Source organism: Klebsiella sp. D-Nf1, from assembly GCF_002810515.1.
GTDB classification, from domain to species: Bacteria; Pseudomonadota; Gammaproteobacteria; order Enterobacterales; family Enterobacteriaceae; genus Klebsiella; species Klebsiella variicola.
Genome location: NZ_PIOK01000001.1, coordinates 559,651 through 581,383 on the forward strand (window position 1 = coordinate 559,651; position 21,733 = coordinate 581,383).

Consider the following 21,733-nt stretch of genomic DNA (forward strand, 5'->3'; position numbering starts at 1 on the left):
GTAAAAAGTAGAGGGCGTATTCTCCGCTCGCCAGGCGCCGATTTCTTTGCGGCAACGCAGGTTTGTACGCTATTGCTCTTCATTGCCAGGTCTCCATCGCCAGGCAGCGCCCTGTCGGCGGACCGTCCCCGCGATCGTGGGTGACGAGGATTGCCGGAATGGCCTGGCGGGCCAGTTCCTCGAAGACCCAGCGGCGGAACGCGGCGCGCAGAGGGACATCCAGGCGGCTGAAGGGCTCATCGAGCAGCAGCGCCTCGGGGCGCGCCAGCAGCGCGCGCAGCAGGCTCACCCGCGCCCGCTGTCCCCCGGAGAGCGTGGCCGGATCGCGTGGGGCGAAGCCATGCAGCCCGGCGCGGCTGAGCGCTTGCTCCACCGCGGCTTTTCGCGCCTCGCCGCGCACGCTCTCCGGCAGCGCCAGCTGTAAATTTTGCCCGACGCTGAAATGGTCGAACAGTAATGGGTCCTGAAACAGGATGCCGATGCGTCGATGCTCCGTCGGCAGCGTATCGCAGCGCCGTCCATTGAGCCACAGCTCGCCCACGGCGCGGAAATCGCCGTCCAGGGCGCCAATCATCCAGGCAAACAGCGTCGATTTTCCGCTGCCGGAAGGGCCCATCAGCGTCAGCACCTCACCCGGGGCTACCGAAAAGGCGACCTCCCGCAGCAGCGGCTGACGTTTCACGCTCAGGGTCAGATGGTTTACGGTTAGCACTAGCGAAGTCCTCGTCGATAGCGGCCTGCCAGCCAGGCCAGCAGGGCCGTCAGCATAAAGCATACCGCCGGCAGCAGTAATTGCCACAGCGCCTGGGCGGCGAGCGTCTGCGCCTCGCCGCCGCTGCTGAGCGCCACCGCCTGGCTGGTGAGCGTCGGAATTCGGCCAGCCCCCAGCCATAGCGTCGGCAGATACTGCGCGATGCTCACGGAAAAGCCCACCGCCAGCGCGGTCAGCAGCGGGCGGGTCAGCGAGGGCAGGGTCAGCAGCCAGAAAATACGCATGGGCCCCCAGCCGAGCGTGCGGGCGATAATCGCCATCCGCGGGTCGCGTTGTCGCCAGGCCGGGCGCAAAATAAACAACATCCATGGCACCACCCACAGCAGATGGCCCCACAGGACGGTCCACCATTCGCCATCAAGCCAGGCATACAGCGCCAGCCGGTACTGGCCAGCGGCCAGCGGCAGGGCCGGCAGGACCAGCGGTAGCCAGACCCAGCCATCCCCTCGTGCCGGACCACAGGCCAGCCACAGCAGGCAGACAGCCGCGCCGAGGGCGCAGGCCGTCAGCGCCAGGCCAAGGCTGTTGCCCAGGGCATCCATCTGCGGCGGCGCCGATCGCGCCAGCCCCGCCAGCAACAGGGCGCCCAGCAGACCGCTCAGCGGCAGCAGCGTCGCCAGCAGGCGGCCGGGCAGGGCATGAGGATGAGGATGACGAACACCGTGCAGATCGGGCTGATACTGGCGCTGTAGACGCCAACCCCCCCATGCCAGCAGCGCCAGTCCGCCAAGAACCGCCATCAGCAGCAGGCTGGCCAGCGCCCCTTTGGCCTGCTGCAGGTCATCGCCCTGGCTTAACCACTGCCACGCCAGCACGGCGAGAGTGGGCGGATTGCCGGGCCCCAGCACCAGGGCGACATCGACCGCCGACAGACTCCAGGCGGTGGTGGCCAGCAGCACCATGCCGAGGGCGGGCAGCAGCGCGGGTAGCACCAGCCAGCGCAGACACTGCCAGCGGCCGTAGCCGAGGCTCTTCAGCGCTGTCGCCTGGTCGGCGAGGCGTTTCTCCCCCAGCAGGCCATAGATCACCCACAGCACAAAGGCACTCTCTTTCAAGGCCATCGTCAGGCCAAGTCCGATGCCATACCGGTCAACCGGCGGCGTCAGAAGCGGCAGCCACTGCCAGATCCAACCCCCTTCGGCGAACAGCAGCAGCGCCGCCGTCGCCAGGGCAAGATGGGGTACCGCCAGCAGCAGCGGCAGACGGGAAGCCAGCCGCCGCCAGCGGACCGAGGGCCAGAGGGCCGCGACGACGGTCAGGGCGATCAGCAGCGCGCCGCCGACGGACAGCAGCGTCGAAACGAGCGTGGCGGCCAGCGCCTGACCCAGCTGCGGGTCGGCGAACAGCGCCCGCCAGTGGGCCGGGGAACGCGCAGCGCCCACCAGTTCCCCGGCGGCGGGGAGCAACGGCAGATAGGTCGCCGTCATCGCCCCCCAGGCCAGCAGGATCAGTGGGTACCGTAGCGACGCAGCCATTCCTGCTCCAGCGCGTCAACCCACGCCGCATGCGGCTCGGCGAGCACCGGCGGCAGATCCTGCGGCACGGTAGCCGCCAGCGCCTGGCGCTGGCCGTCAGGCAGACGCTGTGGATCCAGTACGCTCGGATCGCCCCAGACGGCGGCATCGGCCTTGCGCAGCTGCGCTTCAGGCGAGAGCAGGAAATTCGCCACCACTTTGGCGCCAGCGACGGCGCGGGCGTTAGCCGGGATGGTAACGAAATGGACGTTGCCGAGGGTCCCCGCGGTGAAGCCGAAGCTGTAGCTGTCCGTCGGTAATTCGCCGCTGGCGGCTTTCTGCCGGGCGTGCAGCGGGTTAAACGTGAGCGATAAGCGGAGGGTGCCATTGTTGAGCATGGCATCCATGCGGGCCGGCGACGCCGGGAAATCCTTGCCCGCCCGCCACAGGGCCGGGTGTAGCTCATCAAGATAGCGCCACAGCGGGGCCGTGACCGCCGCGAAGGTCGCCGCCTGCGGCGGCTGGCGCAGGGCGGCTGGCTGGTCGGTGAGGGCAATCAACAGTTGCTCCAGCAGGGCGGTGCCAGTGAAGTCCGGCGGCCGCGGATAGGTCACGCTGCCGGGATGGGCTCTGGCGAAGGCCAGCAGCGCCTGTGGGCTGGTGGGCGGCTGCGGGGTTTGCCCGCGGCGGGCGATAAACGTCAGCTGGGCGCTGCCCCACGGCGACTCGGCACCGTCGGTGGCGACAGAAAAATCTTCCCGAACTGGTTTTTGCAGATCGACGTAGCGCCAGTTGGGCAGCGTTCCTGCCCAGCCGGTAAGCAGCAGGTTGGCCTGCTTAAGCGTGCGAAAGTTTTCGCCGTTGATCCACAGCAAATCTATTGATCCGCCCCGCTGACGGCCAGCCTGTGCCTCGCTCTGGATACGTTTCACTGCGTCGGCGGCGTCGGCGATGGGGACAATACGCAGGTCGATCGCGTAGTGGCGTTTGACCTCCTCGCTGACCCACGCCAGATAGCGGTTGACGGCCGGGTCGCCGCCCCAGGCATTAAACCAGACGGTCTGCCCGCGGGCATCCGTCTGGATCTGTCGCCAGCTGTCGTCGGCATTAACCGCCAGCGGCCAGAGCAGCAGCAGGCACAGACAGAGGCTGTAATCACGCAAACGGCGCATCGTTACTCCTTATTCTGCGAGGAAGAGGTGGGCATCTGACACAACCCCTGGGCCGGGATCGCCATCGCGGCATTGAACCGCGCCGATAAATTTTGCAGGCCAATCAGGGCGGTCAGCTCGGTGAGCGCCCGGGCGTCAAAGTGCGCGGCCAGCGCGCTGCGCAGGGCATCATCCACTGCCGGGGGCGTCTGGGTGGCGGCTTCGGCATAGGCCAGCGCCAGACGCTCTTTGTCGTTGAACAGCGTACTGCTGTGCCAGTCGGCGACCGCCAGCTGCTTGTCCTGGCTCCCGCTCCGCGCAGCGAGGGTCATGCTGGTGATATCGATACAGAATTCGCAGTGGCACAGCTGGGCGATGCGGGCGCTGACCAGCGAGCGCAGCACCGGATCCAGCGGCGAGCGGCGGCGTTCAATGTAGCCCACGAACAGCGAAACCAGGTAAAACAGCCAGGGGATCCGTCCCCACCAGCGAATGGGGCTCAGCACCTGGCCGTAATGCCGGCGGTGCAGCCAGGCCTGCGGACGAAGGATCAGGGGGACAGAATCCAGCGGGGGTAAGCTCATGGCGAGGATCTCTTATGACGTTCACGGTAAATATTTTTGGCGATGGAGATGACTACCGCCAGGGCAAAAAGCAGCGAAAGCCCGGTGGCCAGCCAGAAGGTGCCCCCGGTGAGCAGACTCCCGGCCCAGGAATAGACGATGGTCGCCGGCAGCTGGCCCACGCCGGTGGCCAGCATAAAGGGCCAGAAGCGCAGCGAGGTCAGTCCGGCGGCATAGCTGACCGGGTCAAACGGGACAAACGGCAGCAGGCGGCAGACCAGGATCGTCTGCGGGCCAAAGCGGGTGAAATAGCCGTCGACGCTGCGCAGCACCGCGCGGCCGGTGAGTTTTTCCACCACTTCGCGCCCCAGCGCTCTGGCGATGCAGAAGCAGAGCCCGGCCCCGACCATGGCGCTGAACCACGACAGCGCCCCGCCCCAGAAGGCGCCGAACAGGGCAGCGTTCGCCAGGGTAATCAGGAAAGCCGGCAGCGGAGCGACGATCGCCTGGAGGATCATCAGCGCAAAAGAGACCAGCGCGGCCTGCGGCCCCCAGGCAGCGATAAACCCTCTGACATGCTGCGGATCCAGCGACGCTAACGCCGTCAGACTCTGCTGCAGAAAGGCACGCCCGCCGGGTAACCACCACCAGGCGGCCAGCCCGGCGACGGCCACCACCGCAAGGGCCAGCCGGGCGCGGCGCAGGTGACGGCGATCAGGTTGGGTCATGGCGAACCTCCTCGCTGGGCGTTGCCACACGGCGGGCGCGGGCAAACCGTTTGCCCATCTGCACCAGGGCAAACAACAGCCCGCCGGCGAGGCTCAGTTTGAGCGCGAAGGCGAGGGTCACCCCCTCGCGGGCCAGTTCGCTGGCCATGACTGAATAGATGACCAGACCTGGCAGGGTGGTCACGGCGGAGATCAGGGTAAAGGGCCAGAAAGGGATCGCCGTCAGGCCGTAGGCGTAATTCTGAATGTTGTAGGGAAAGAGCGGCACCAGGCGGGTGAGGATCAGGAAATCGCAGCCGCTGCGGGCGATACCGCGCTCAATTGCCTGGAAGACGGCGGTATGGCCCACATAGCGCTGTAGCAGATCGCGCCCAAGCCAGCGGGCGATTAAAAACGACAACGCAGAGGCGAGGGTAGCGGCGGCAAACGAGAGCAGGGAGCCTGTCAGCGGGCCAAAGAGCATCCCGCCGGCGATCACCAGCAGGCTGCCGGGGATGAGACAAAGGGTGGCAATGATAAATAGCGCAACATAGACCAGATATCCCCAGGCGCCATGATGGCGCAGGGTGTCCTGAAGCAGATGCAGGTGAGTCAGCAGATCGTGGAGACCGACGCGATGGCTGATCACGGCCAGCGTGGCCACCAGCGCGAGAAGTCCCAGCCCTTTACCAATGGCCGGATGATGGCTTCTTTTGCATGAGGGGTTCTCCTGTACAGCCTGGACGCGGTGGACATCAAAAAGTGCGCGCGACAGTATCCTGTTCAGACGACGGTCACAATGGTTTACCGTCGCTTTGTTGATTTTGCTCAGGAAATTCTGCCCCCCGCACAGCGGGAGGCGAGAGAAGGGCGTGAATTATGACCGGAAGGTGGCCCACACCGGCGCGTGGTCGGACGGTTTTTCCATCCCACGGATCTCATAATCGATCCCGGTTTCCACGCAGCGCTGCGCCAGAGGCTGGCTGGCCAGCAGCAGGTCGATGCGCAGCCCGCGGTTATCATCGAAGCCTTTGGAGCGGTAATCAAACCACGAGAAGTGCTCCTGATTGTCCGGGTTAGCCTGACGCCAGGTATCCACCAGGCCCCAGCCCAGCAGGCGATCCATCCATTCTCGCTCTTCCGGCAGGAAGGAACATTTGCCGGTGCGCAGCCAGCGTTTGCGGTTCTCTTCACCGATACCGATATCGAGATCGGTGGGACTGATGTTCATATCGCCCATGATCAGCACCGGATTCTCTTTGTTGAGTTCGGTCTCCAGATAGTTCTGCAGATTCTGATAGAACGCCGCTTTGGCCGGGAATTTGGTTTCATGATCGCGGCTCTCACCCTGCGGGAAATAACCGTTAATCACCGTGACGTTGCCGAAAGGCGACGGGATCTCCGCCATGATGATGCGGCGCTGAGCCTCTTCGCCATCGCCGGGAAAGCCGCGGCGGACGGCAATCGGCGTGTCTTTGGTCAGTAGCGCGACGCCATAATGGCCTTTTTGTCCATGATAAAAGACGTTATAGCCGAGTTTGGCGACCTCTTCGAGAGGGAACATATCGTCGTGAACTTTGGTTTCCTGCAGGCCAATCACGTCCGGCTGGTGTTTTTCGACGATGGCGGCCAGTTGGTGTGGGCGGGCGCGCAGGCCGTTGATATTAAAAGAGACGAATTTCATAGTCGCTGCCACTGTGCAAGGTGAATAGTGCATGGATGGTAGCAGAAATTCGCCAGGCTGGCTGCCACCGGATGCGTCATTCTGCCAATCGCTGCGCATGAGCGTGCCGTGGGTGCCCCTTTTGCGGGCATGCCGCGCCAAAAAAGGGCAAATAGCTACGATAAATTTCGCAGAGGATCACAATTACAGAATTATATCTTACCATTGCATAACTTATCTTCTTTAATCACTGTTTATCCCCCTTTGTCGGATACTTATTCACTATATATGCATTTTATGTGAATAGCGTTCGGTTGTAACTCCTTGATTTTGCGTTATCTCATCCGGTTTATGCATTTTTATCGCTGGCTGGCACGAACCGTGCAATCTACATTTACAGCGTAATAACTCATATTTATTAACATTATTGCTACTTTTAATTTACCGGAAGAGGTCGATATGTCTCAGTCAATTACGCGTAACCACTTTGATGAATGGATGATGCCGGTCTACGCGCCAGCGGCGTTTATTCCGGTGCGGGGCGCCGGGTCGCGGCTGTGGGATCAGCAGGGCAAAGAGTATATCGATTTTGCCGGCGGCATCGCCGTGAACGCGCTGGGGCACGCCCATCCGCGTCTGGTGCAAGCCCTGACCGACCAGGCCGGCAAATTCTGGCATACCGGCAACGGCTACACCAATGAGCCGATCCTGCGTCTGGCCAAAATGCTTAACGATGCCACCTTCGCCGACCGGGTCTTCTTCTGTAACTCCGGCGCTGAGGCCAATGAGGCGGCGCTCAAGCTGGCGCGTAAATATGCCCACGATCGCTTTGGCAGCGAGAAAAGCGGCATCGTCGCCTTTCAGAACGCTTTCCACGGGCGGACGCTGTTCACCGTCTCGGCGGGCGGTCAGCCAGCCTATTCCCGGGATTTCGCCCCGCTGCCGCCACAGATCCAGCATGCGGTGTTTAACGATCTCGCTTCGGCAAAGGCCTTAATCAATGACCAGACCTGCGCGGTGATCGTCGAGCCGGTGCAGGGCGAAGGGGGCGTGGTGCCGGCCAGCGGCGAATTTTTACGCGGCCTGCGCCAGCTTTGCGACCAGCACAACGCTCTGCTGATTTTCGATGAAGTGCAGACCGGGGTCGGGCGCACCGGCGAGCTGTATGCCTATATGCACTACGGCGTGACGCCCGATGTGCTGACCACCGCCAAAGCGCTGGGCGGCGGTTTCCCTATCGGCGCGCTGCTGGCGACAGAGGCCTGTGCCAGCGTGATGACCGTCGGCACCCACGGCACCACCTACGGCGGCAACCCGCTGGCCGGGGCGGTGGCCGGCGAGCTGCTGTCGATCGTCAACACCCCGGAAGTCCTCTCCGGCGTCAGACAGCGCCACCAGTGGTTTTGTGAACGTCTGCAGGCGATCAACGCCCGCTATGGTCTGTTCAAGGAGATCCGTGGCCTGGGACTGCTGCTCGGCTGCGTGCTGAATGACGCCTGGGCCGGGAAGGCGAAAACGCTCAGCAACCTGGCGGCGGAAGAGGGGGTGATGATCCTGATCGCCGGCGCTAATGTGGTGCGTTTTGCGCCGGCGCTGAACGTCAGTGAAGAAGAGGTGAACAGCGGGCTGGATCGCGTCGAGCGGGCCTGCGCGCGTTTCGTGGCAGGAGTCTCATCATGATGGTTATTCGACCGGTGGAGCCGGGCGATTTGCCCGGGCTGCTGAAGCTGGCAGCGGAGACCGGCGGCGGGCTGACCTCGCTGCCGGTGGATGAAGCGACCCTCGCGGCGCGGATCGCCCGCTCGCAGCAGACCTGGCGCGGCGAGCTACCGAAAAGCGAGCAGGGCTATGTCTTTGTGCTGGAGGAGAGCGAAAGCGGCGCGGTGGTGGGCATCTGCGCGATCGAGGTGGCGGTGGGGCTCAACGATCCCTGGTATAACTACCGGGTCGGCACCCAGGTCCATGCCTCGAAGGAGCTCAACGTCTATCAGGCGTTGCCGACGCTGTTTCTCAGCAACGACCATACCGGCAGTAGTGAGCTGTGTACCCTGTTCCTCGACCCGCAGTGGCGCAAAGAGGGCAATGGCTATCTGCTGTCGAAATCGCGCTTCTTATTTATGGCCGCCTTTCGCGAACGCTTTAATGAGAAGGTGGTCGCCGAGATGCGCGGGGTGATTGATGAGCAGGGTTACTCGCCGTTCTGGGAAAGCCTGGGCAAACGCTTTTTCGCCATGGAGTTTTCCCGCGCCGACTACCTGTGCGGCACCGGACAGAAGGCTTTCATTGCCGCCCTGATGCCCAAGCATCCGCTGTATATCGATTTCCTTTCCCCTGAGGCGCAGGCGGTGATCGGCAAGGTTCATCCGCAGACCGCCCCAGCCCGGACGGTGCTGGAGAAAGAGGGGTTCCGCTACCTGAACTACATCGATATTTTCGACGGCGGCCCGACTCTGGAGTGCGACATCGACCGGGTGCGGGCGATCCGCAAAAGCCGTCTGGTGACCACCGAGGCCGGTGAAACCCCACCCGGTGACTGGCCGCTGTGCCTGGTGGCGAACGAACAGTATCACCAGTTCCGCGCTCTGCTGGTGCATGCCGACCCGGATGGCGACACCCTGACCCTCAGCGCCCGCGAACTGGATATGCTGAAGTGTCATGACGGCGACCAGGTGCGCATGGTGCGCCTGATCCCTGAGGAGAAAACCGCATGAGTCTGTGGATTAACGGCGAGTGGCGGCCCGGCCGTGGGCCAGGTTTCAGTAAACAGGATCCGGTTAACCTGAAGGTTGTCTGGCAGGGCGAGGCGGCGGATGCCGGGCAGGTTGCCGAGGCGGTGGCGGCTGCCCGCCAGGCGTTCCCGGCCTGGGCGCGGCTACCGTTTGCCGCCCGTCAGGCGATCGTTGAAAAGTTTGCCGCCCTGCTGGAGGCCAGCAAGGCGGAGCTGACGGCGATGATCGGCGCCGAGACCGGAAAGCCGCGCTGGGAGGCGGCCGGGGAAGTGACGGCGATGATCAACAAGGTGGCGATCTCGGTGAAGGCCTACCACGTCCGCACCGGCGAACAGCACAGCGATCTGCCCGACGGCGCCGCCACGCTGCGTCACCGGCCGCACGGCGTGCTGGCGGTGTTTGGCCCCTATAACTTTCCCGGCCATCTGCCGAACGGGCACATCGTGCCGGCGCTGCTGGCGGGCAATACCGTGGTCTTTAAACCCAGCGAACTCACCCCGCGCAGCGGCGAAGCGGTGGTGAAACTATGGGAGCAGGCCGGCCTGCCCGCCGGGGTGCTCAACCTGGTGCAGGGCGGTCGGGAAACCGGCGAGGCGCTCAGCGGTCAGGCGGATATCGACGGACTGCTGTTTACCGGCAGCTCAACCACCGGTTTTCATCTGCATCGCCAGCTGGCCGGGCAGCCGCAAAAGATCCTCGCGCTGGAGATGGGCGGCAATAACCCGCTGATCGTCGACGACCCGCGGGACGTGGATGCCGCGGTGCATCTGACCATCCAGTCCGCCTTTATTACTGCGGGCCAGCGCTGCACCTGCGCCCGCCGTCTGCTGGTCCGACGTGGCGAGGCGGGCGATGCCTTCCTCTCCCGGCTGGTGACGGTGTGCCAGCGGCTGATCCCGGCGGCGTGGGACGCCGAGCCGCAGCCGTTCCTCGGCGGGCTTATCTCGGCGCAGGCCGCGCAGAAAGTGCATCAGGCCTGGCTGCAGCGGGTCGCTGCTGGCGCGGCCACTCTGCTGGAGCCACGTTTATTGCAGGCCGGAACGTCGCTGCTGACGCCGGGAATTGTCGACATGAGCGACGTGGCCAATGTTGAAGATGAAGAGGTGTTTGGCCCGTTGCTTGGCGTCTGGCGCTACGACACTTTTGAGGAGGCAATTGCCTTAGCCAACGCCACCCGCTTCGGGCTCTCCTGCGGGTTAATCTCTCCGGAACGGGAGAAGTTTGATCGACTGCTGCTCGAAGCGCGGGCGGGGATAGTTAACTGGAACAAACCGCTGACCGGGGCGGCGAGTACCGCGCCGTTCGGCGGCACCGGCGCGTCCGGTAACCATCGTCCGGGGGCCTGGTATGCCGCCGATTATTGTGCCTGGCCGATGGCCAGCCTTGAATCACCGACGCTGACGCTGCCCACCAGCCTGAACCCGGGGCTCGACTTTCTGGCCGGGGAGGCGTCATGACCGCCCGTGAAGTCAACTTTGACGGTCTGCCCGGGCTGACCCACCACTACGCCGGGCTCTCCTTTGGCAACGAGGCCTCCACCCGGCATCGCCACCGGGTGTCGAACCCGCAGCTGGCGGCAAAGCAAGGGCTGAAAAAAATGAAAGCCCTCGCCGACGCCGGCTACCCGCAGGCGGTGATCCCGCCGCACGAGAGACCGAACGTGCCGCTCTTGCGCCAGCTGGGCTTTAGCGGCAGCGATGAGCAGGTGGTGGCCCGGGCGGCGCAGCAGGATCCGGATCTGCTGTCGGCGGTGAGTTCGGCTTCAGCGATGTGGGTGGCGAACGCGGCGACGGTCTGTCCCTCCGCCGATTCGCTGGATGGCCTGGTGCACCTGACGGTGGCGAATCTGCAGGATAAATTCCACCGCGCCAGCGAAGCACCGACCACAGAGGCGCTGTTGCAGGCGATTTTCCCGGACCGCACGCGATTTGCCATCCACCCGGCGCTGCCCGCCTCGGCCTGGTTTGGCGACGAAGGGGCGGCGAACCATAATCGTCTCGGCGGCGAGTATGGCGCCCCTGGCGTCCAGCTCTTTGTCTATGGCCGCAGCCGGGGGAGCGAGGAGGCGCCGTGTCGCTATCCGGCGCGGCAAACCCTTGAGGCCAGCCAGGCGGTAGCGCGCCTCAATCAGGTCAATCCCCGTAAGCTGATCTTCGCCCGCCAGCATCCGACGGCGATCGACACGGGGGTTTTTCATAACGATGTTATCGCGGTGAGCAACCGTCAGGTCCTGTTCTGCCATGAGCAGGCCTTTGCCGACCAGACCGCGCTTCTCCAGCAGCTGGCACAGCGGGTGCCGGATTTTACGCCGCTGGTGGTCCCCGCCAGTCGGGTCACGGTGGCAGAGGCGGTTGCCACCTATCTGTTCAACAGCCAGCTGCTGAGCCGGGCGGATGGCAGCATGGCGCTGATCCTGCCCCACGAAGCGCAGGAGCATGCCGGCGTCTGGGAATACCTCAATGAGCTGCTGGCCGGGGACAACCCCATCGCCGCGCTACAGGTGTTCGATCTGCGCGAGAGTATGGCCAACGGCGGCGGTCCGGCGTGCCTGCGCCTGCGGGTGGTGTTGACGGCCGAGGAGTATCAGGCGGTCAATCCGCACGTCCTGATGAACGATACGCTGTTTGCCACCCTCAATGACTGGGTGGATCGCTACTATCGCGATCGCCTTACCCAGGCCGACCTCGCCGACCCGCAACTGCTGCGGGAAGGGCGTGACGCGCTGGATCGGTTGACCCAGATCCTGCAGCTCGGTTCGGTTTATCCATTTCAGCAATAAGGGGGCGCGGTGGAACATTTTCTGGCATTAACCCTGGCGGGGCGTTTGCCCCACCATTTTCACGGCGAGACAGCGCACTTTCGCTGGCACTGGTTGGGAGAGGGGATCCTCGAGCTGACGCCGCATGCGCGCTGCGAGCGCGGGCTGGTACTCTCCTGCGCCATTCATGGCAACGAAACGGCACCGGTGGAGATAGTCGACCACCTGGTGCAGCGACTGGTCCGGGAGGCACTCCCGCTGCGCTGGCGGTTGCTGGTGATCGTTGGCAACCCACCGGCGCTGCGGGCGAATAAGCGCTATCTGCACAGTGATATGAACCGGATGTTTGGCGAGCGCTGGCGGCAGTTTCCGCTCAGTGAGGAGACGCAGCGGGCGCAGCGGCTGGAGCAGGCGGTGGCCCGCTTCTATCGCGACCACGGTGGTCCTCGTTGGCACCTCGATCTGCATACCGCGATCCGCGGGTCGCTACATCCGCGCTTCGGCGTGCTCCCGGCCCGCGATACGCCGTGGGAGGAGGATTTTCTTCACTGGCTGGGCGGCGCCGGGCTGGAGGCGCTGGTGTTTCATCGCCAGCCAGGCGGGACCTTCACCCACTTCAGCTGCGAACGGTTCGCGGCGCTGGCCTGCACCCTTGAGCTGGGCAAAGCGCTGCCGTTGGGTGAAAACGATCTGACGCAGTTTGCCGCCGCCGAAGGCGCGCTTTCCCGGCTGCTGGTGGGGGATCTGGCCATTGCCGACGCCCCGGCGCCGCTGCGCTACCGGGTGGTACAACAGATCACCCGCCATAGCGATGATTTCCGCTTGCATATGGCGGATCAGACGCTCAACTTCACCCCCTTCGAACCCGGCACGCTGCTGGCGGAGGAGGGCGAGACGCGGTATGTGGTGGGGCCTGAGCCGGAGTATGTCCTGTTTCCCAATCCGACGGTGGCGAAGGGACTGCGCGCCGGCCTGATGCTGGAGAAATTATCCTGAGGGCAAGCCGTCCGCCGGGCGGCCTGCTTTATTTCTCGCGTCTTTTTTCGCCATCTTATTTTTTCGTGCGCCAGTGTAAATTTGCAGATTATTCCTGGTAAAATGCTTTGTTTTTAATCTCCCCTCCTTTATGCTCTCCATAATTTCTCTGAAAAACAGTACGTTATTTATTTTTTATTGCAACTCTTCGGCTAAATTCCTTATTTTCTCCATAATTGGCGAGAAACTGTTTTTTACACTTTCATTGTTTTACTCTTGCTCTGACTAATTGACGATTAACGTCGTAAAGTTAATCTCGTCAACACGGCAACGCGCCGTAAGAATAACGTAAAGTAAGGATTGAATGATGAAGAAACTCACTGCACTGTTTGTTGCCTCTACTCTGGCTCTGGGCGCGGCTAACCTGGCACACGCCGCCGACACCACCACCGCGCCGAGCGACAGCAAGCCGATGATGATGCATCATAAAGGCGGCCCGGGTCAGCATGACATGATGTTTAAAGGCCTGAACCTGACCGATGCGCAGAAACAACAGATCCGCGACATCATGAAGAGCCAGCGTGAGAACATGAAGCGTCCGTCCCTCGACGAACGCCGCGCGATGCACGATCTGATCGCCAGCGACACCTTCGATAAGGCGAAAGCGGAAGCGCAGATCGATAAGATGGAAGCGCAGCATAAAGCGATGGCGCTGTCCCGCCTGGAAACGCAGAACAAGATCTACAACATTCTGACTCCAGAGCAGAAAAAACAGTTCAATGCTAATTTTGAGAAGCATCTGACAGAACGCAACGCGCCGGCAGGTAAAATGCCTGCACCTGCTGAATAATGTAGCGCACTGAATCAAGACCGCCGGTCTTGCCCAATAATGCCATCAGGCGTTGGGCAGGGCCGGCGGTTTTTTTATTGGTGGTTTCTCAGCCAAGCGGGTGCAGCGGATAGTGACCGCTGAGCAAAGGCTTACAGAGGATCTTGTAACCATCCTGGTCGAATCCGGCGGGCAGACGGGTCAACTCCGCGGCCTGGTCGAGCGAGTCGACGGCCCCCAGCCACAGCCAGTTATGAATGACGTGATACTGCGTCATATCCGGGCCGCGCTCCTCCAGCGCCACTGGCCCCGCCCACGGCCAGCACACCAGCTGCAGTTTACTCATCTGCGCCAGCAGGCGCTCGCTGTGCGCCTCCACGCTCTCCTTTCCACAGCAGGCGCCGGCGCAGCGGCCCAGCGCGGAGCGAAAGCAGGCGCGGCCGCGGCTGAGCGGTTCCAGACCAAGCAGGCCGTAACAGAGGCGCTGTTCGTCGGCAAGGCTCTGCAGCATCTGCAGCGCCGCCCGCCGGTTGGCGAACAGGCCATAGAGATGCTGCTGGTGCGAGAAATCAACCTCTCGGGCATAGACAATCTGCGGCCGGTGGTCCGCAAGTAGCCAGGCACAGAGCTGCTTGTTACGCCGTAGCCGCTTGTTAAACAGCGGCTGCTGCTCTTTAATCAGCCGCGCCTCCAGCAGCAGCGCTCCCAGCTCGCCTGCGGTGCGCTGCCAGGTGATACGCCGTGACTGACGCAGCATCGCGGCCTCTTCGGGCGTACGCAGGTGGGATAACACGCGGCTGCGGAGGTTGACGCTCTTACCGATATAGAGCGGCATTGTGTTGCTGTCGCCGTGAAACTGATAGACACCCGGCAGCTTTGGCAGCGCCTCCAGCCACGGGCGAAGATGTTCGGGGTATTCATAGATCGCCGCCGCTTCAAATTCCAGACGCGGGGCAGATTGCTTTCTGGCCACAATAACTCCTGATACTGTCTATCTATCCAGTATAGCAGGCGGTTTTTGCGGCGAAAAGCGCAAAAAATAACCCCGGCGCGGGCCGGGGCGAGGAGGGACTATTTTTTCCAGAAATCGTCAAAGACGGTGATCGGTGGCCGACGCTTGTGCTCGGTTTTCAGATACCAGCCTTCGATCGTTTTAGCGATACTGGGGTCCAGCGTTTTGCCTTCCAGATAATCGTCGATGTTCTCGTAGGTGACACCCAGCGCCACTTCATCCGGCAGGGAGGGGCGATTGTCTTCCAGGTCGGCGGTCGGCAGCTTCTTATACAGATGTTCCGGGCAGCCGAGATGGGCCAGCAGCTGTTTGCCCTGACGTTTGTTCAGGCGGAAAATTGGGTTGATGTCGGTGCCGCCGTCGCCATATTTGGTGAAGAAGCCGGTAATCGCTTCCGCCGCATGGTCGGTGCCGACCACCACCCCTTTGGTCATTCCGGCGATGCTGTACTGGGCCTTCATCCGCTCACGGGCTTTTTCGTTACCGCGAACAAAGTCGCTCAGTTCGATCCCCGCTTCGCGGAGCGCCTGTTCACTGGCCAGTACCGAGGCTTTGATATTCACCGTCAGCACCCGGTCAGGCTGGATAAAGGCGATGGCGTCCTGGCAGTCCTGCTCATCCGCCTGCACGCCATAGGGCAACCGAACGGCAATAAACTGCAGGCTGCTGTCGCCCGTTTCGGCACGCAGTTCATTAATCGCCATCTGGCACAGTTTCCCCGTCAGGGTGGAGTCCTGGCCGCCGCTGATACCCAGCACCAGCGATTTAATAAACGGGTAGGTCTGCAGGTAGGACTTCAGGAAATCGACGCTGCGGCGGATCTCGCCGGCGACATCAATCTGCGGCTTTGCGCCCAGCGCCTGAATAATCTCTTGTTGTAGCGTCATCGCGCCCTCCGAAAGTGAATCTGTTTGGCAAGCTGTTGGCTTAAAGCTACCTCTTTGCCGCTGAAACGACAAGGACCGGGGTTTTGACTGCCGGAAAAGAAGGCAATCAATGACATAGGATTTCATTATAGATGCCACTACGCGGGAGAAACTGCCGGTCGGCAGCGGCGCGTCAATCCTGTTTACGCAATAACACAATCAGACATGATTTCGCTGTTCGGCTTGAAAAATAACACTATTTATTCCAGGCTTATCGTTACACAGTAGAAGAGAGGAACCAAAATGAACAAAAGCTTAGCAGGAATACTGGGCGTCACCGTCGCGTTAACCTTACTGGCGGGCTGTACCGCTTACGATCGTACCAAAGACCAGTTTACCCAGCCGGTGGTGAAAGATGTGAAGAAAGGGATGTCGCGTCAGCAGGTGATGCAGATCGCTGGCAAACCTTCAACGGAAGTGACCATGGTTCATGCCCGCGGCACCTGCCAGACCTACATCCTCGGTCAACGGGATGGTAAAGTAGAGACCTACTTTGTGGCCCTCGACGACACTGGCCATGTGATTAACTCCGGCTACCAGACCTGCGCCGAGTATGATACTGACCCGCGCAACGCCAAGTAAGCTTCCTACTGTTTACTGAGCCCTACGTAAGCCCGACCACTGGTCGGGCTTTTTTGCGAGTACTGATGCTTATTTAATTGCGCGAATTATTTGGGTGAAAATGTGAGGGTAGTCAAAACCAGAGGTCAATGAGAGACAATTCTGTTCAACAGCGAATTATCCTGGTGGCTCAGCTTGCCGTATACTCAACCCATAAACAGAATTAACCGGATGTTACCAGTCTTACCGGCTCTCAGCGGTTACTGAAGGCCCTGGTCTCACACATTGAGGAAGCGTTCATGGAAAAGAAACACATTTATCTCTTCTGCTCGGCAGGCATGTCTACATCACTGCTGGTCTCCAAAATGCGGGCGCAGGCGGAAAAATACGAAGTCCCGGTCATTATTGAAGCTTATCCTGAAACCCTCGCGGGTGAAAAGGGACCGGAAGCCGACGTGGTATTATTAGGGCCACAAATTGCGTATATGTTACCGGAAATTCAGCGCCTGCTGCCGAATAAACCGGTAGAAGTCATCGATTCTCTTCTGTATGGCAAGGTGGATGGTTTAGGTGTATTGAAAGCCGCCGTCGCGGCCATTAAGAAAGCTGCAGCACAATAATTTTAACTTTTAAAACTCGATGTATTTTGACGCCTGGCGGCACTCTGTTGCCGGACGTCAAAAAATAAAGAGTTTATTTTCCCGTCAAAGAGTAATTTCATACATCATCGCCGTAATAGTTTATTGCGGCTTTTAAGGGTATTGACTATGAGTAAAGTGATCGACTCGCTTGAAAAGGTACTCCTTCCTTTTGCAGTGAAAATAGGAAAGCAGCCGCATATTAATGCGATTAAAAACGGATTTATTAAGTTAATGCCGTTGACCCTCGCCGGGGCCATGTTTGTATTAATTAACAACGTTTTTCTGAGCTTCGGCGAAGGCTCTTTCTTTTATTCTATGGGCATTCGACTGGATGCCTCCACCATTGAAACCTTAAACGGCTTTAAGGCTATCGGCGGGAACGTCTATAACGGTACCCTCGGCATTATGTCGCTGATGGCGCCGTTCTTTATCGGCTCCGCGCTGGCAGAAGAACGCAAAGTCGACCCGATGGCCGCGGGCCTGCTGGCGGTGGCGGCCTTCATGACCGTGACCCCGTATAGCGTGGGTGAAGCCTATGCGGTGGGCGCCAACTGGCTGGGCGGGCAGAACATCATCTCCGGGATGATTATCGGTCTGGTCGTCGCGGAACTGTTCACCTTCGTGATCCGTCGTAACTGGGTGATCAGACTGCCGGACAGCGTGCCAGGGTCAGTATCGCGCTCTTTCTCCGCGCTGATCCCGGGCTTTTTGATCCTCTCCATCTTCGGCATTATCTCGTGGGCCCTGTCGAGCTATGGCAGCAACTTCCACCAGATCATCATGGACTCTATCTCCACGCCGCTGGCGGCGATGGGCAGCGTAGTCGGCTGGGCCTACGTCATCTTTAACTCCCTGCTGTGGTTCTTCGGCGTGCACGGTTCCCTGGCGCTGACGGCGCTGGATAACGGCATCATGACCCCGTGGGCGCTGGAAAACATCGCGCTGTATAACCAGTACGGCTCTGTTGATGCGGCTATCGAAGCAGGCAAACAGTTCCACTTCTGGGCCAAGCCGATGCTCGACTCCTACATCCTGCTGGGTGGCTCCGGGGCAACGTTGGGTCTGATTATCGCCATCTTTATCGCTTCCCGCCGCGCTGACCATCGTCAGGTTGCGAAGCTGGCGTTGCCGTCAGGCATCTTCCAGATTAACGAACCGATTCTGTTTGGTCTGCCGATCATTATGAACCCGGTGATGTTTATCCCCTTCGTGCTGGTCCAGCCGATTCTGGCAGCCATTACGCTGGCGGCTTATAGCTTAGGGATTATCCCACCGGTGACTAACCTGGCGCCGTGGACCATGCCGACCGGTCTGGGAGCGTTCTTTAACAGTAACGGCAGCGTTGCCGCCCTGCTGGTGGCCCTGTTCAACCTTGGCGTCGCGACTCTGGTCTACCTGCCGTTTGTGGTGCTGTCGAATAAAGCGCAGACCGTCATCGAGCAGGAAGAGAGCGAAGAAGACATCGCTAACGCACTGAAATTCTGATACCGCGCGGTACGGGCAATGTCCCGTACCGCCTGATAAATGAGGGAAATATTATGTTTGATCTGGACAACATCGACGCGGTAGAAACCCCGGAAAATGACCTCGAAGAGGTGGTGATGGGGTTGATTATCAACTCCGGACAGGCCCGCAGCCTGGCCTATGCCGCCCTGAAGCAGGCGAAGCAGGGCGATTTTGCCGCGGCGAAAGCGATGATGGAGCAGTCGCGTCAGGCGCTGAGCGAGGCGCATCGTGTGCAGACCCAGCTTATTGAAAGCGATGAGGGCGAAGGAAAAATGAAGGTCAGCCTCGTGCTGGTACATGCCCAGGATCATCTGATGACCTCGATGCTGGCCCGCGAGCTGGTCGCGGAATTGATTGAGCTGCACGAGAAGGTACAATAGGCCATCGCGACGATGAGGCAGCCCAGGATGATGACCACCGAGATCAGTACCGCCAGAGAACAACAGCTTTTCAACGGGAAGAACTTTCATGTGGTCATCTATAACAAAACGGAAAGCGTGAGCGGGCTTCACCAGCATGACTACTACGAATTTACCGTGGTATTAACCGGGCGCTATTACCAGGAGATCAATGGCAAACGGGTGCTGCTGGAGCGCGGAGATTTCGTCTTTATCCCGATGGGTTCGCACCACCAGAGCTTTTACGAATTTGGGGCGACGCGCATCCTTAACGTCGGCATCAGCAGACGCTTCTTTGAGAAACATTATCTGCCGCTGCTGCCGTTTGGCCTGGTGGCGTCGCAGGTTTATGCGGTGCAGAGCGCTTTTCTCGGCTACGTTGAGTCGGTCATCGCCTCACTCAATTTTCGCGAAACGGAATTTGACGAATTTATCGAGCTGGTTTCCTTTTATGTCATTAACCGTTTACGCCACTATCGCGAAGAGCCGGTTGCCGATGTTATTCCGCAATGGCTAAAAAATACCGTTGAGGCCATGCACGATAAGCTGAAATTCGGTGAGGGCGCGCTCGAGAATATGGTTCAGCTTTCGGGGAAAACGCAGGAATATTTAACCCGGGCGACCCAGCGCTATTATGGTAAAACGCCGATGCAGATAATTAATGATATCCGTATCAACTTTGCTAAAAAGCAGCTGGAAATTACCAACTATTCGGTGACGGATATTGCGTATGAGTCAGGCTACAGCAGCCCGAGCCTGTTTATTAAAACCTTTAAAAAACTGACGTCGTTTACGCCGAGCAGTTATCGCAAACATTTGACCAGTATTAATTAAACCCGCGCGGTTTTAGCCGCCCGGTTTATACCGTAAATCATTCAAGTTAACTGTCCGCATTGTTGCGGAGAGCGGCCTGCGTCCAGGCGTAGCGCCCAAGGGAGAAAAAGATGAGCCAGAAATTAAAAGTAGTCACTATTGGCGGCGGCAGCAGCTATACCCCGGAATTACTGGAAGGCTTTCTGAAACGTTACCATGAACTGCCGGTCACTGAACTGTGGCTGGTGGACGTGGAAGAGGGCCAGGAGAAGCTTGATATTATCCATGCGCTGTGCGAGCGGATGGTGGAAAAAGCCGGCGTGCCGATGAAGGTCTATAAAACGCTGGATCGCCGTGCGGCGCTGCAGGGCGCGGATTTCGTCACCACCCAGCTGCGCGTGGGCCAGCTGAAGGCGCGTGAAAAAGATGAGCGTATTCCGCTGAGCCACGGCTACCTGGGCCAGGAGACCAACGGGGCGGGCGGGCTGTTTAAAGGGCTGCGCACCATCCCGGTGATTTTCGATATTGTGAAAGATGTGCAGGAGATTTGCCCGGACGCGTGGATCATCAACTTCACCAACCCGGCGGGCATGGTCACCGAGGCGGTCTATCGCCACACCAGTTTCAAACGCTTTATCGGCGTGTGCAACATTCCTATCGGCATGAAGATGTTCATCACCGACGTGCTGCAGCTGAGCCCAAGCGATGAGCTGAATATCGACCTGTTCGGTCTGAATCATCTGGTGTTCGTCCGCGACGTGCTGGTTAACGGCGTTTCGCGCTTCGATGAACTGCTGGACGGCGTGGCCTCTGGCCGCCTGACCGCGAACTCGGTGAAAAATATCTTCGATCTGCCGTTTAGCGAGGGGCTGATCCGCTCCCTGCGCCTGATCCCGTGCTCCTATCTGCTCTACTACTTTAAGCCAAAAGAGATGCTGGCGATTGAGATGGGCGAGTACTATAAGGGCGGCGCGCGCGCTCAGGTGGTACAGAAGGTGGAGAAACAGCTGTTTGAGCTATATAAAAATCCAGATCTCAAGGTTAAGCCGAAGGAGCTGGAGCAGCGCGGCGGCGCCTATTACTCCGATGCCGCTTGCGAAGTGATCAACGCTATCTATAACGACAAGCAGACTGAGCACTATGTGAATATCCCGCATCATGGCCACGTGGATAATATCCCGGCGGACTGGGCGGTCGAGATGAGCTGCACCTTAGGTCGCGACGGCGCGAAGCCGACGCCGCGCATCACCCATTTCGATGAGAAGGTACTGGGGCTTATCTACACCATCAAGGGGTTCGAAGTGGCGGCCAGCCAGGCGGCGATCAGCGGCGAGCTGAATGACGTGCTGCTGGCGCTGAACTTAAGCCCGCTGATCCATTCCGATCGTGACGCCGAGCAGCTGGCGCGGGAGATGATTCTGGCGCATGAAAAATGGCTGCCGAACTTTGCGGCGACTATCGAAAAACTGAAATCTTAACAGGAGCGGCCAATGGAACGCGTATTGATCGTCAATGCCGACGACTTCGGCCTCAGTAAAGGGCAGAACTACGGCATTATCGAGGCCTGCCGCAACGGCGTGGTGACATCGACCACGGCGCTGGTCAACGGCGCGGCCATTGACCACGCCGCCCAGCTGAGCCGCAGTACCCCGGAGCTGGCGGTCGGGATGCACTTTGTGCTGACGTTGGGCGAGCCGCTGTCGGCCATGCCGGGATTAACCCGTGATGGCCGGCTGGGCAAATGGATCTGGCAGCAGGCAGAAGAAGGTAGTCTGCCGCTGGAGGAGATCACCCACGAGCTGGCGTGTCAGTACCGTCGTTTTGTCGATCTCTTTGGTCATGAGCCGACGCATCTCGACAGCCACCACCATGTGCATATGATCGCCCCGATCTATCCCATCGTGGCGGCCTTTGCCCGCGAGAAGGGTATCGCGTTACGTATTGACCGCCAGGTGGCGGCGCAGAGTGGGCTCGATCAACAGGCGGCGCGCAGCAGCGCAGGCTTCAGCAGCGAGTTTTACGGCGAAGCCGTCTCTGAGGAACTGTTTCTGCAGACGCTGGATGCCTCAATGGCCCGCGAGGAACGCTCCTTGGAGGTGATGTGTCATCCGGCTTTTGTCGATCAGACCATTATGGGCAGCGCCTACTGCTACCCGCGGCTGGGTGAGCTTGATGTGCTGACGTCAGCCTCGTTGAAAGCGGCGGTGGTTGATCGGGGTTATCGCCTGGGAACCTACCGCGACGTCTAAGCCCGATGGTGGAAAGGGAAAGTGAA

General features: G+C 60.3%; 23 protein-coding genes. 14 read left to right on the forward strand and 9 right to left on the reverse strand.

Going from position 1 to position 21,733, the window contains the following annotated elements; all coding sequences use genetic code 11:
- Positions 1 to 79: 79 nt before the first annotated feature.
- The 7 genes from CWM54_RS02710 to xthA all read right to left on the reverse strand — a co-directional run bounded on the left by CWM54_RS02710 (position 80) and on the right by xthA (position 6,331).
- Positions 80 to 712 (reverse strand): ATP-binding cassette domain-containing protein, encoded by a 633-nt coding sequence (locus tag CWM54_RS02710; RefSeq protein ID WP_100679982.1) that lies wholly within the window; start codon positions 710 to 712, stop codon positions 80 to 82.
- Positions 712 to 2,247, reverse strand: a complete 1,536-nt coding sequence (locus CWM54_RS02715) for an ABC transporter permease subunit (RefSeq protein ID WP_100695873.1) — start codon at positions 2,245 to 2,247, stop codon at positions 712 to 714. The genes CWM54_RS02710 and CWM54_RS02715 overlap by 1 nt, the downstream gene beginning before the upstream one ends.
- Entirely contained in the window at positions 2,220 to 3,398 is a 1,179-nt protein-coding gene (locus CWM54_RS02720; protein WP_100695875.1) for an ABC transporter substrate-binding protein, read from the reverse strand. The genes CWM54_RS02715 and CWM54_RS02720 overlap by 28 nt, the downstream gene beginning before the upstream one ends.
- A 2-nt stretch (positions 3,399 to 3,400) precedes the next feature.
- The gene (locus CWM54_RS02725; RefSeq protein WP_100695877.1) at positions 3,401 to 3,961 is read right to left on the reverse strand and encodes a carboxymuconolactone decarboxylase family protein; all 561 of its coding nucleotides are present in this window, start codon (positions 3,959 to 3,961) and stop codon (positions 3,401 to 3,403) included.
- Positions 3,958 to 4,668, reverse strand: coding sequence for a TVP38/TMEM64 family protein (locus CWM54_RS02730; RefSeq protein ID WP_061154934.1), 711 nt, complete (start codon positions 4,666 to 4,668; stop codon positions 3,958 to 3,960). Before CWM54_RS02730 ends, CWM54_RS02725 begins: the two co-directional genes overlap by 4 nt.
- A complete protein-coding gene (locus CWM54_RS02735; RefSeq protein ID WP_100695879.1) occupies positions 4,655 to 5,311 on the reverse strand; it encodes a TVP38/TMEM64 family protein in 657 nt (218 codons plus the stop codon). Before CWM54_RS02735 ends, CWM54_RS02730 begins: the two co-directional genes overlap by 14 nt.
- 213 nt (positions 5,312 to 5,524) lie before the next feature.
- Positions 5,525 to 6,331: an exodeoxyribonuclease III gene (xthA, locus tag CWM54_RS02740; RefSeq protein ID WP_061154932.1), complete on the reverse strand. Its 807-nt coding sequence runs from the start codon at positions 6,329 to 6,331 to the stop codon at positions 5,525 to 5,527.
- A gap of 438 nt (positions 6,332 to 6,769) precedes the next feature.
- Here xthA and CWM54_RS02745 point away from each other — a divergent pair, with 438 nt between their 5' ends.
- The 6 genes from CWM54_RS02745 to spy all read left to right on the forward strand — a co-directional run bounded on the left by CWM54_RS02745 (position 6,770) and on the right by spy (position 13,622).
- Positions 6,770 to 7,990, forward strand: coding sequence for an aspartate aminotransferase family protein (locus tag CWM54_RS02745; protein ID WP_100695881.1), 1,221 nt, complete (start codon positions 6,770 to 6,772; stop codon positions 7,988 to 7,990).
- Positions 7,987 to 9,021: an arginine N-succinyltransferase gene (astA, locus tag CWM54_RS02750; RefSeq protein WP_100679988.1), complete on the forward strand. Its 1,035-nt coding sequence runs from the start codon at positions 7,987 to 7,989 to the stop codon at positions 9,019 to 9,021. Before CWM54_RS02745 ends, astA begins: the two co-directional genes overlap by 4 nt.
- Positions 9,018 to 10,496 carry a succinylglutamate-semialdehyde dehydrogenase gene (gene astD / locus CWM54_RS02755; RefSeq protein ID WP_100695883.1) on the forward strand — a complete coding sequence of 493 codons (1,479 nt, stop codon included), beginning with the start codon at positions 9,018 to 9,020 and terminating at the stop codon, positions 10,494 to 10,496. The genes astA and astD overlap by 4 nt, the downstream gene beginning before the upstream one ends.
- Complete coding sequence (gene astB / locus CWM54_RS02760) at positions 10,493 to 11,818, forward strand: N-succinylarginine dihydrolase (RefSeq protein ID WP_100695885.1); 1,326 nt, start codon at positions 10,493 to 10,495, stop codon at positions 11,816 to 11,818. The genes astD and astB overlap by 4 nt, the downstream gene beginning before the upstream one ends.
- Before the next feature lie 9 nt (positions 11,819 to 11,827).
- Entirely contained in the window at positions 11,828 to 12,793 is a 966-nt protein-coding gene (gene astE / locus CWM54_RS02765) for a succinylglutamate desuccinylase (protein WP_008807743.1), read from the forward strand.
- Between the two features lie 343 nt (positions 12,794 to 13,136).
- Complete coding sequence (gene spy, locus CWM54_RS02770; protein WP_008807744.1) at positions 13,137 to 13,622, forward strand: ATP-independent periplasmic protein-refolding chaperone Spy; 486 nt, start codon at positions 13,137 to 13,139, stop codon at positions 13,620 to 13,622.
- Between the two features lie 88 nt (positions 13,623 to 13,710).
- Here the strand turns inward: spy and cho are convergent, their stop codons facing one another.
- Both cho and nadE read right to left on the reverse strand, forming a co-directional pair.
- On the reverse strand, positions 13,711 to 14,574 hold the full coding sequence (cho, locus tag CWM54_RS02775; protein ID WP_100695887.1) for an excinuclease Cho: 864 nt from the start codon (positions 14,572 to 14,574) through the stop codon (positions 13,711 to 13,713).
- A gap of 98 nt (positions 14,575 to 14,672) precedes the next feature.
- Positions 14,673 to 15,500: an ammonia-dependent NAD(+) synthetase gene (nadE, locus tag CWM54_RS02780; RefSeq protein WP_061154927.1), complete on the reverse strand. Its 828-nt coding sequence runs from the start codon at positions 15,498 to 15,500 to the stop codon at positions 14,673 to 14,675.
- 282 nt (positions 15,501 to 15,782) lie between these two features.
- On the opposite strand from nadE, the gene osmE reads away from it, so the two are divergent.
- From osmE to chbG, 8 genes are all read left to right on the forward strand, one after another.
- Positions 15,783 to 16,121, forward strand: coding sequence for an osmotically-inducible lipoprotein OsmE (gene osmE / locus CWM54_RS02785; protein WP_008807747.1), 339 nt, complete (start codon positions 15,783 to 15,785; stop codon positions 16,119 to 16,121).
- A gap of 278 nt (positions 16,122 to 16,399) precedes the next feature.
- Positions 16,400 to 16,720 carry a PTS N,N'-diacetylchitobiose transporter subunit IIB gene (gene chbB, locus CWM54_RS02790; protein WP_002901547.1) on the forward strand — a complete coding sequence of 107 codons (321 nt, stop codon included), beginning with the start codon at positions 16,400 to 16,402 and terminating at the stop codon, positions 16,718 to 16,720.
- 19 nt (positions 16,721 to 16,739) lie between these two features.
- Positions 16,740 to 16,856, forward strand: coding sequence for a hypothetical protein (locus CWM54_RS28335; RefSeq protein WP_032425961.1), 117 nt, complete (start codon positions 16,740 to 16,742; stop codon positions 16,854 to 16,856).
- Positions 16,857 to 16,867: 11 nt separating this feature from the next.
- Positions 16,868 to 18,226 carry a PTS N,N'-diacetylchitobiose transporter subunit IIC gene (gene chbC, locus CWM54_RS02795; protein ID WP_008807749.1) on the forward strand — a complete coding sequence of 453 codons (1,359 nt, stop codon included), beginning with the start codon at positions 16,868 to 16,870 and terminating at the stop codon, positions 18,224 to 18,226.
- Between the two features lie 53 nt (positions 18,227 to 18,279).
- Positions 18,280 to 18,627, forward strand: a complete 348-nt coding sequence (gene chbA / locus CWM54_RS02800; RefSeq protein WP_004179419.1) for a PTS N,N'-diacetylchitobiose transporter subunit IIA — start codon at positions 18,280 to 18,282, stop codon at positions 18,625 to 18,627.
- 27 nt (positions 18,628 to 18,654) lie between these two features.
- The gene (gene chbR, locus CWM54_RS02805) at positions 18,655 to 19,479 is read left to right on the forward strand and encodes a transcriptional regulator ChbR (protein WP_061154926.1); all 825 of its coding nucleotides are present in this window, start codon (positions 18,655 to 18,657) and stop codon (positions 19,477 to 19,479) included.
- Between the two features lie 110 nt (positions 19,480 to 19,589).
- Positions 19,590 to 20,936: a 6-phospho-beta-glucosidase gene (locus tag CWM54_RS02810; RefSeq protein WP_008807751.1), complete on the forward strand. Its 1,347-nt coding sequence runs from the start codon at positions 19,590 to 19,592 to the stop codon at positions 20,934 to 20,936.
- A gap of 12 nt (positions 20,937 to 20,948) precedes the next feature.
- The gene (gene chbG, locus CWM54_RS02815) at positions 20,949 to 21,707 is read left to right on the forward strand and encodes a chitin disaccharide deacetylase (protein WP_100695889.1); all 759 of its coding nucleotides are present in this window, start codon (positions 20,949 to 20,951) and stop codon (positions 21,705 to 21,707) included.
- Positions 21,708 to 21,733 lie beyond the last annotated feature (26 nt).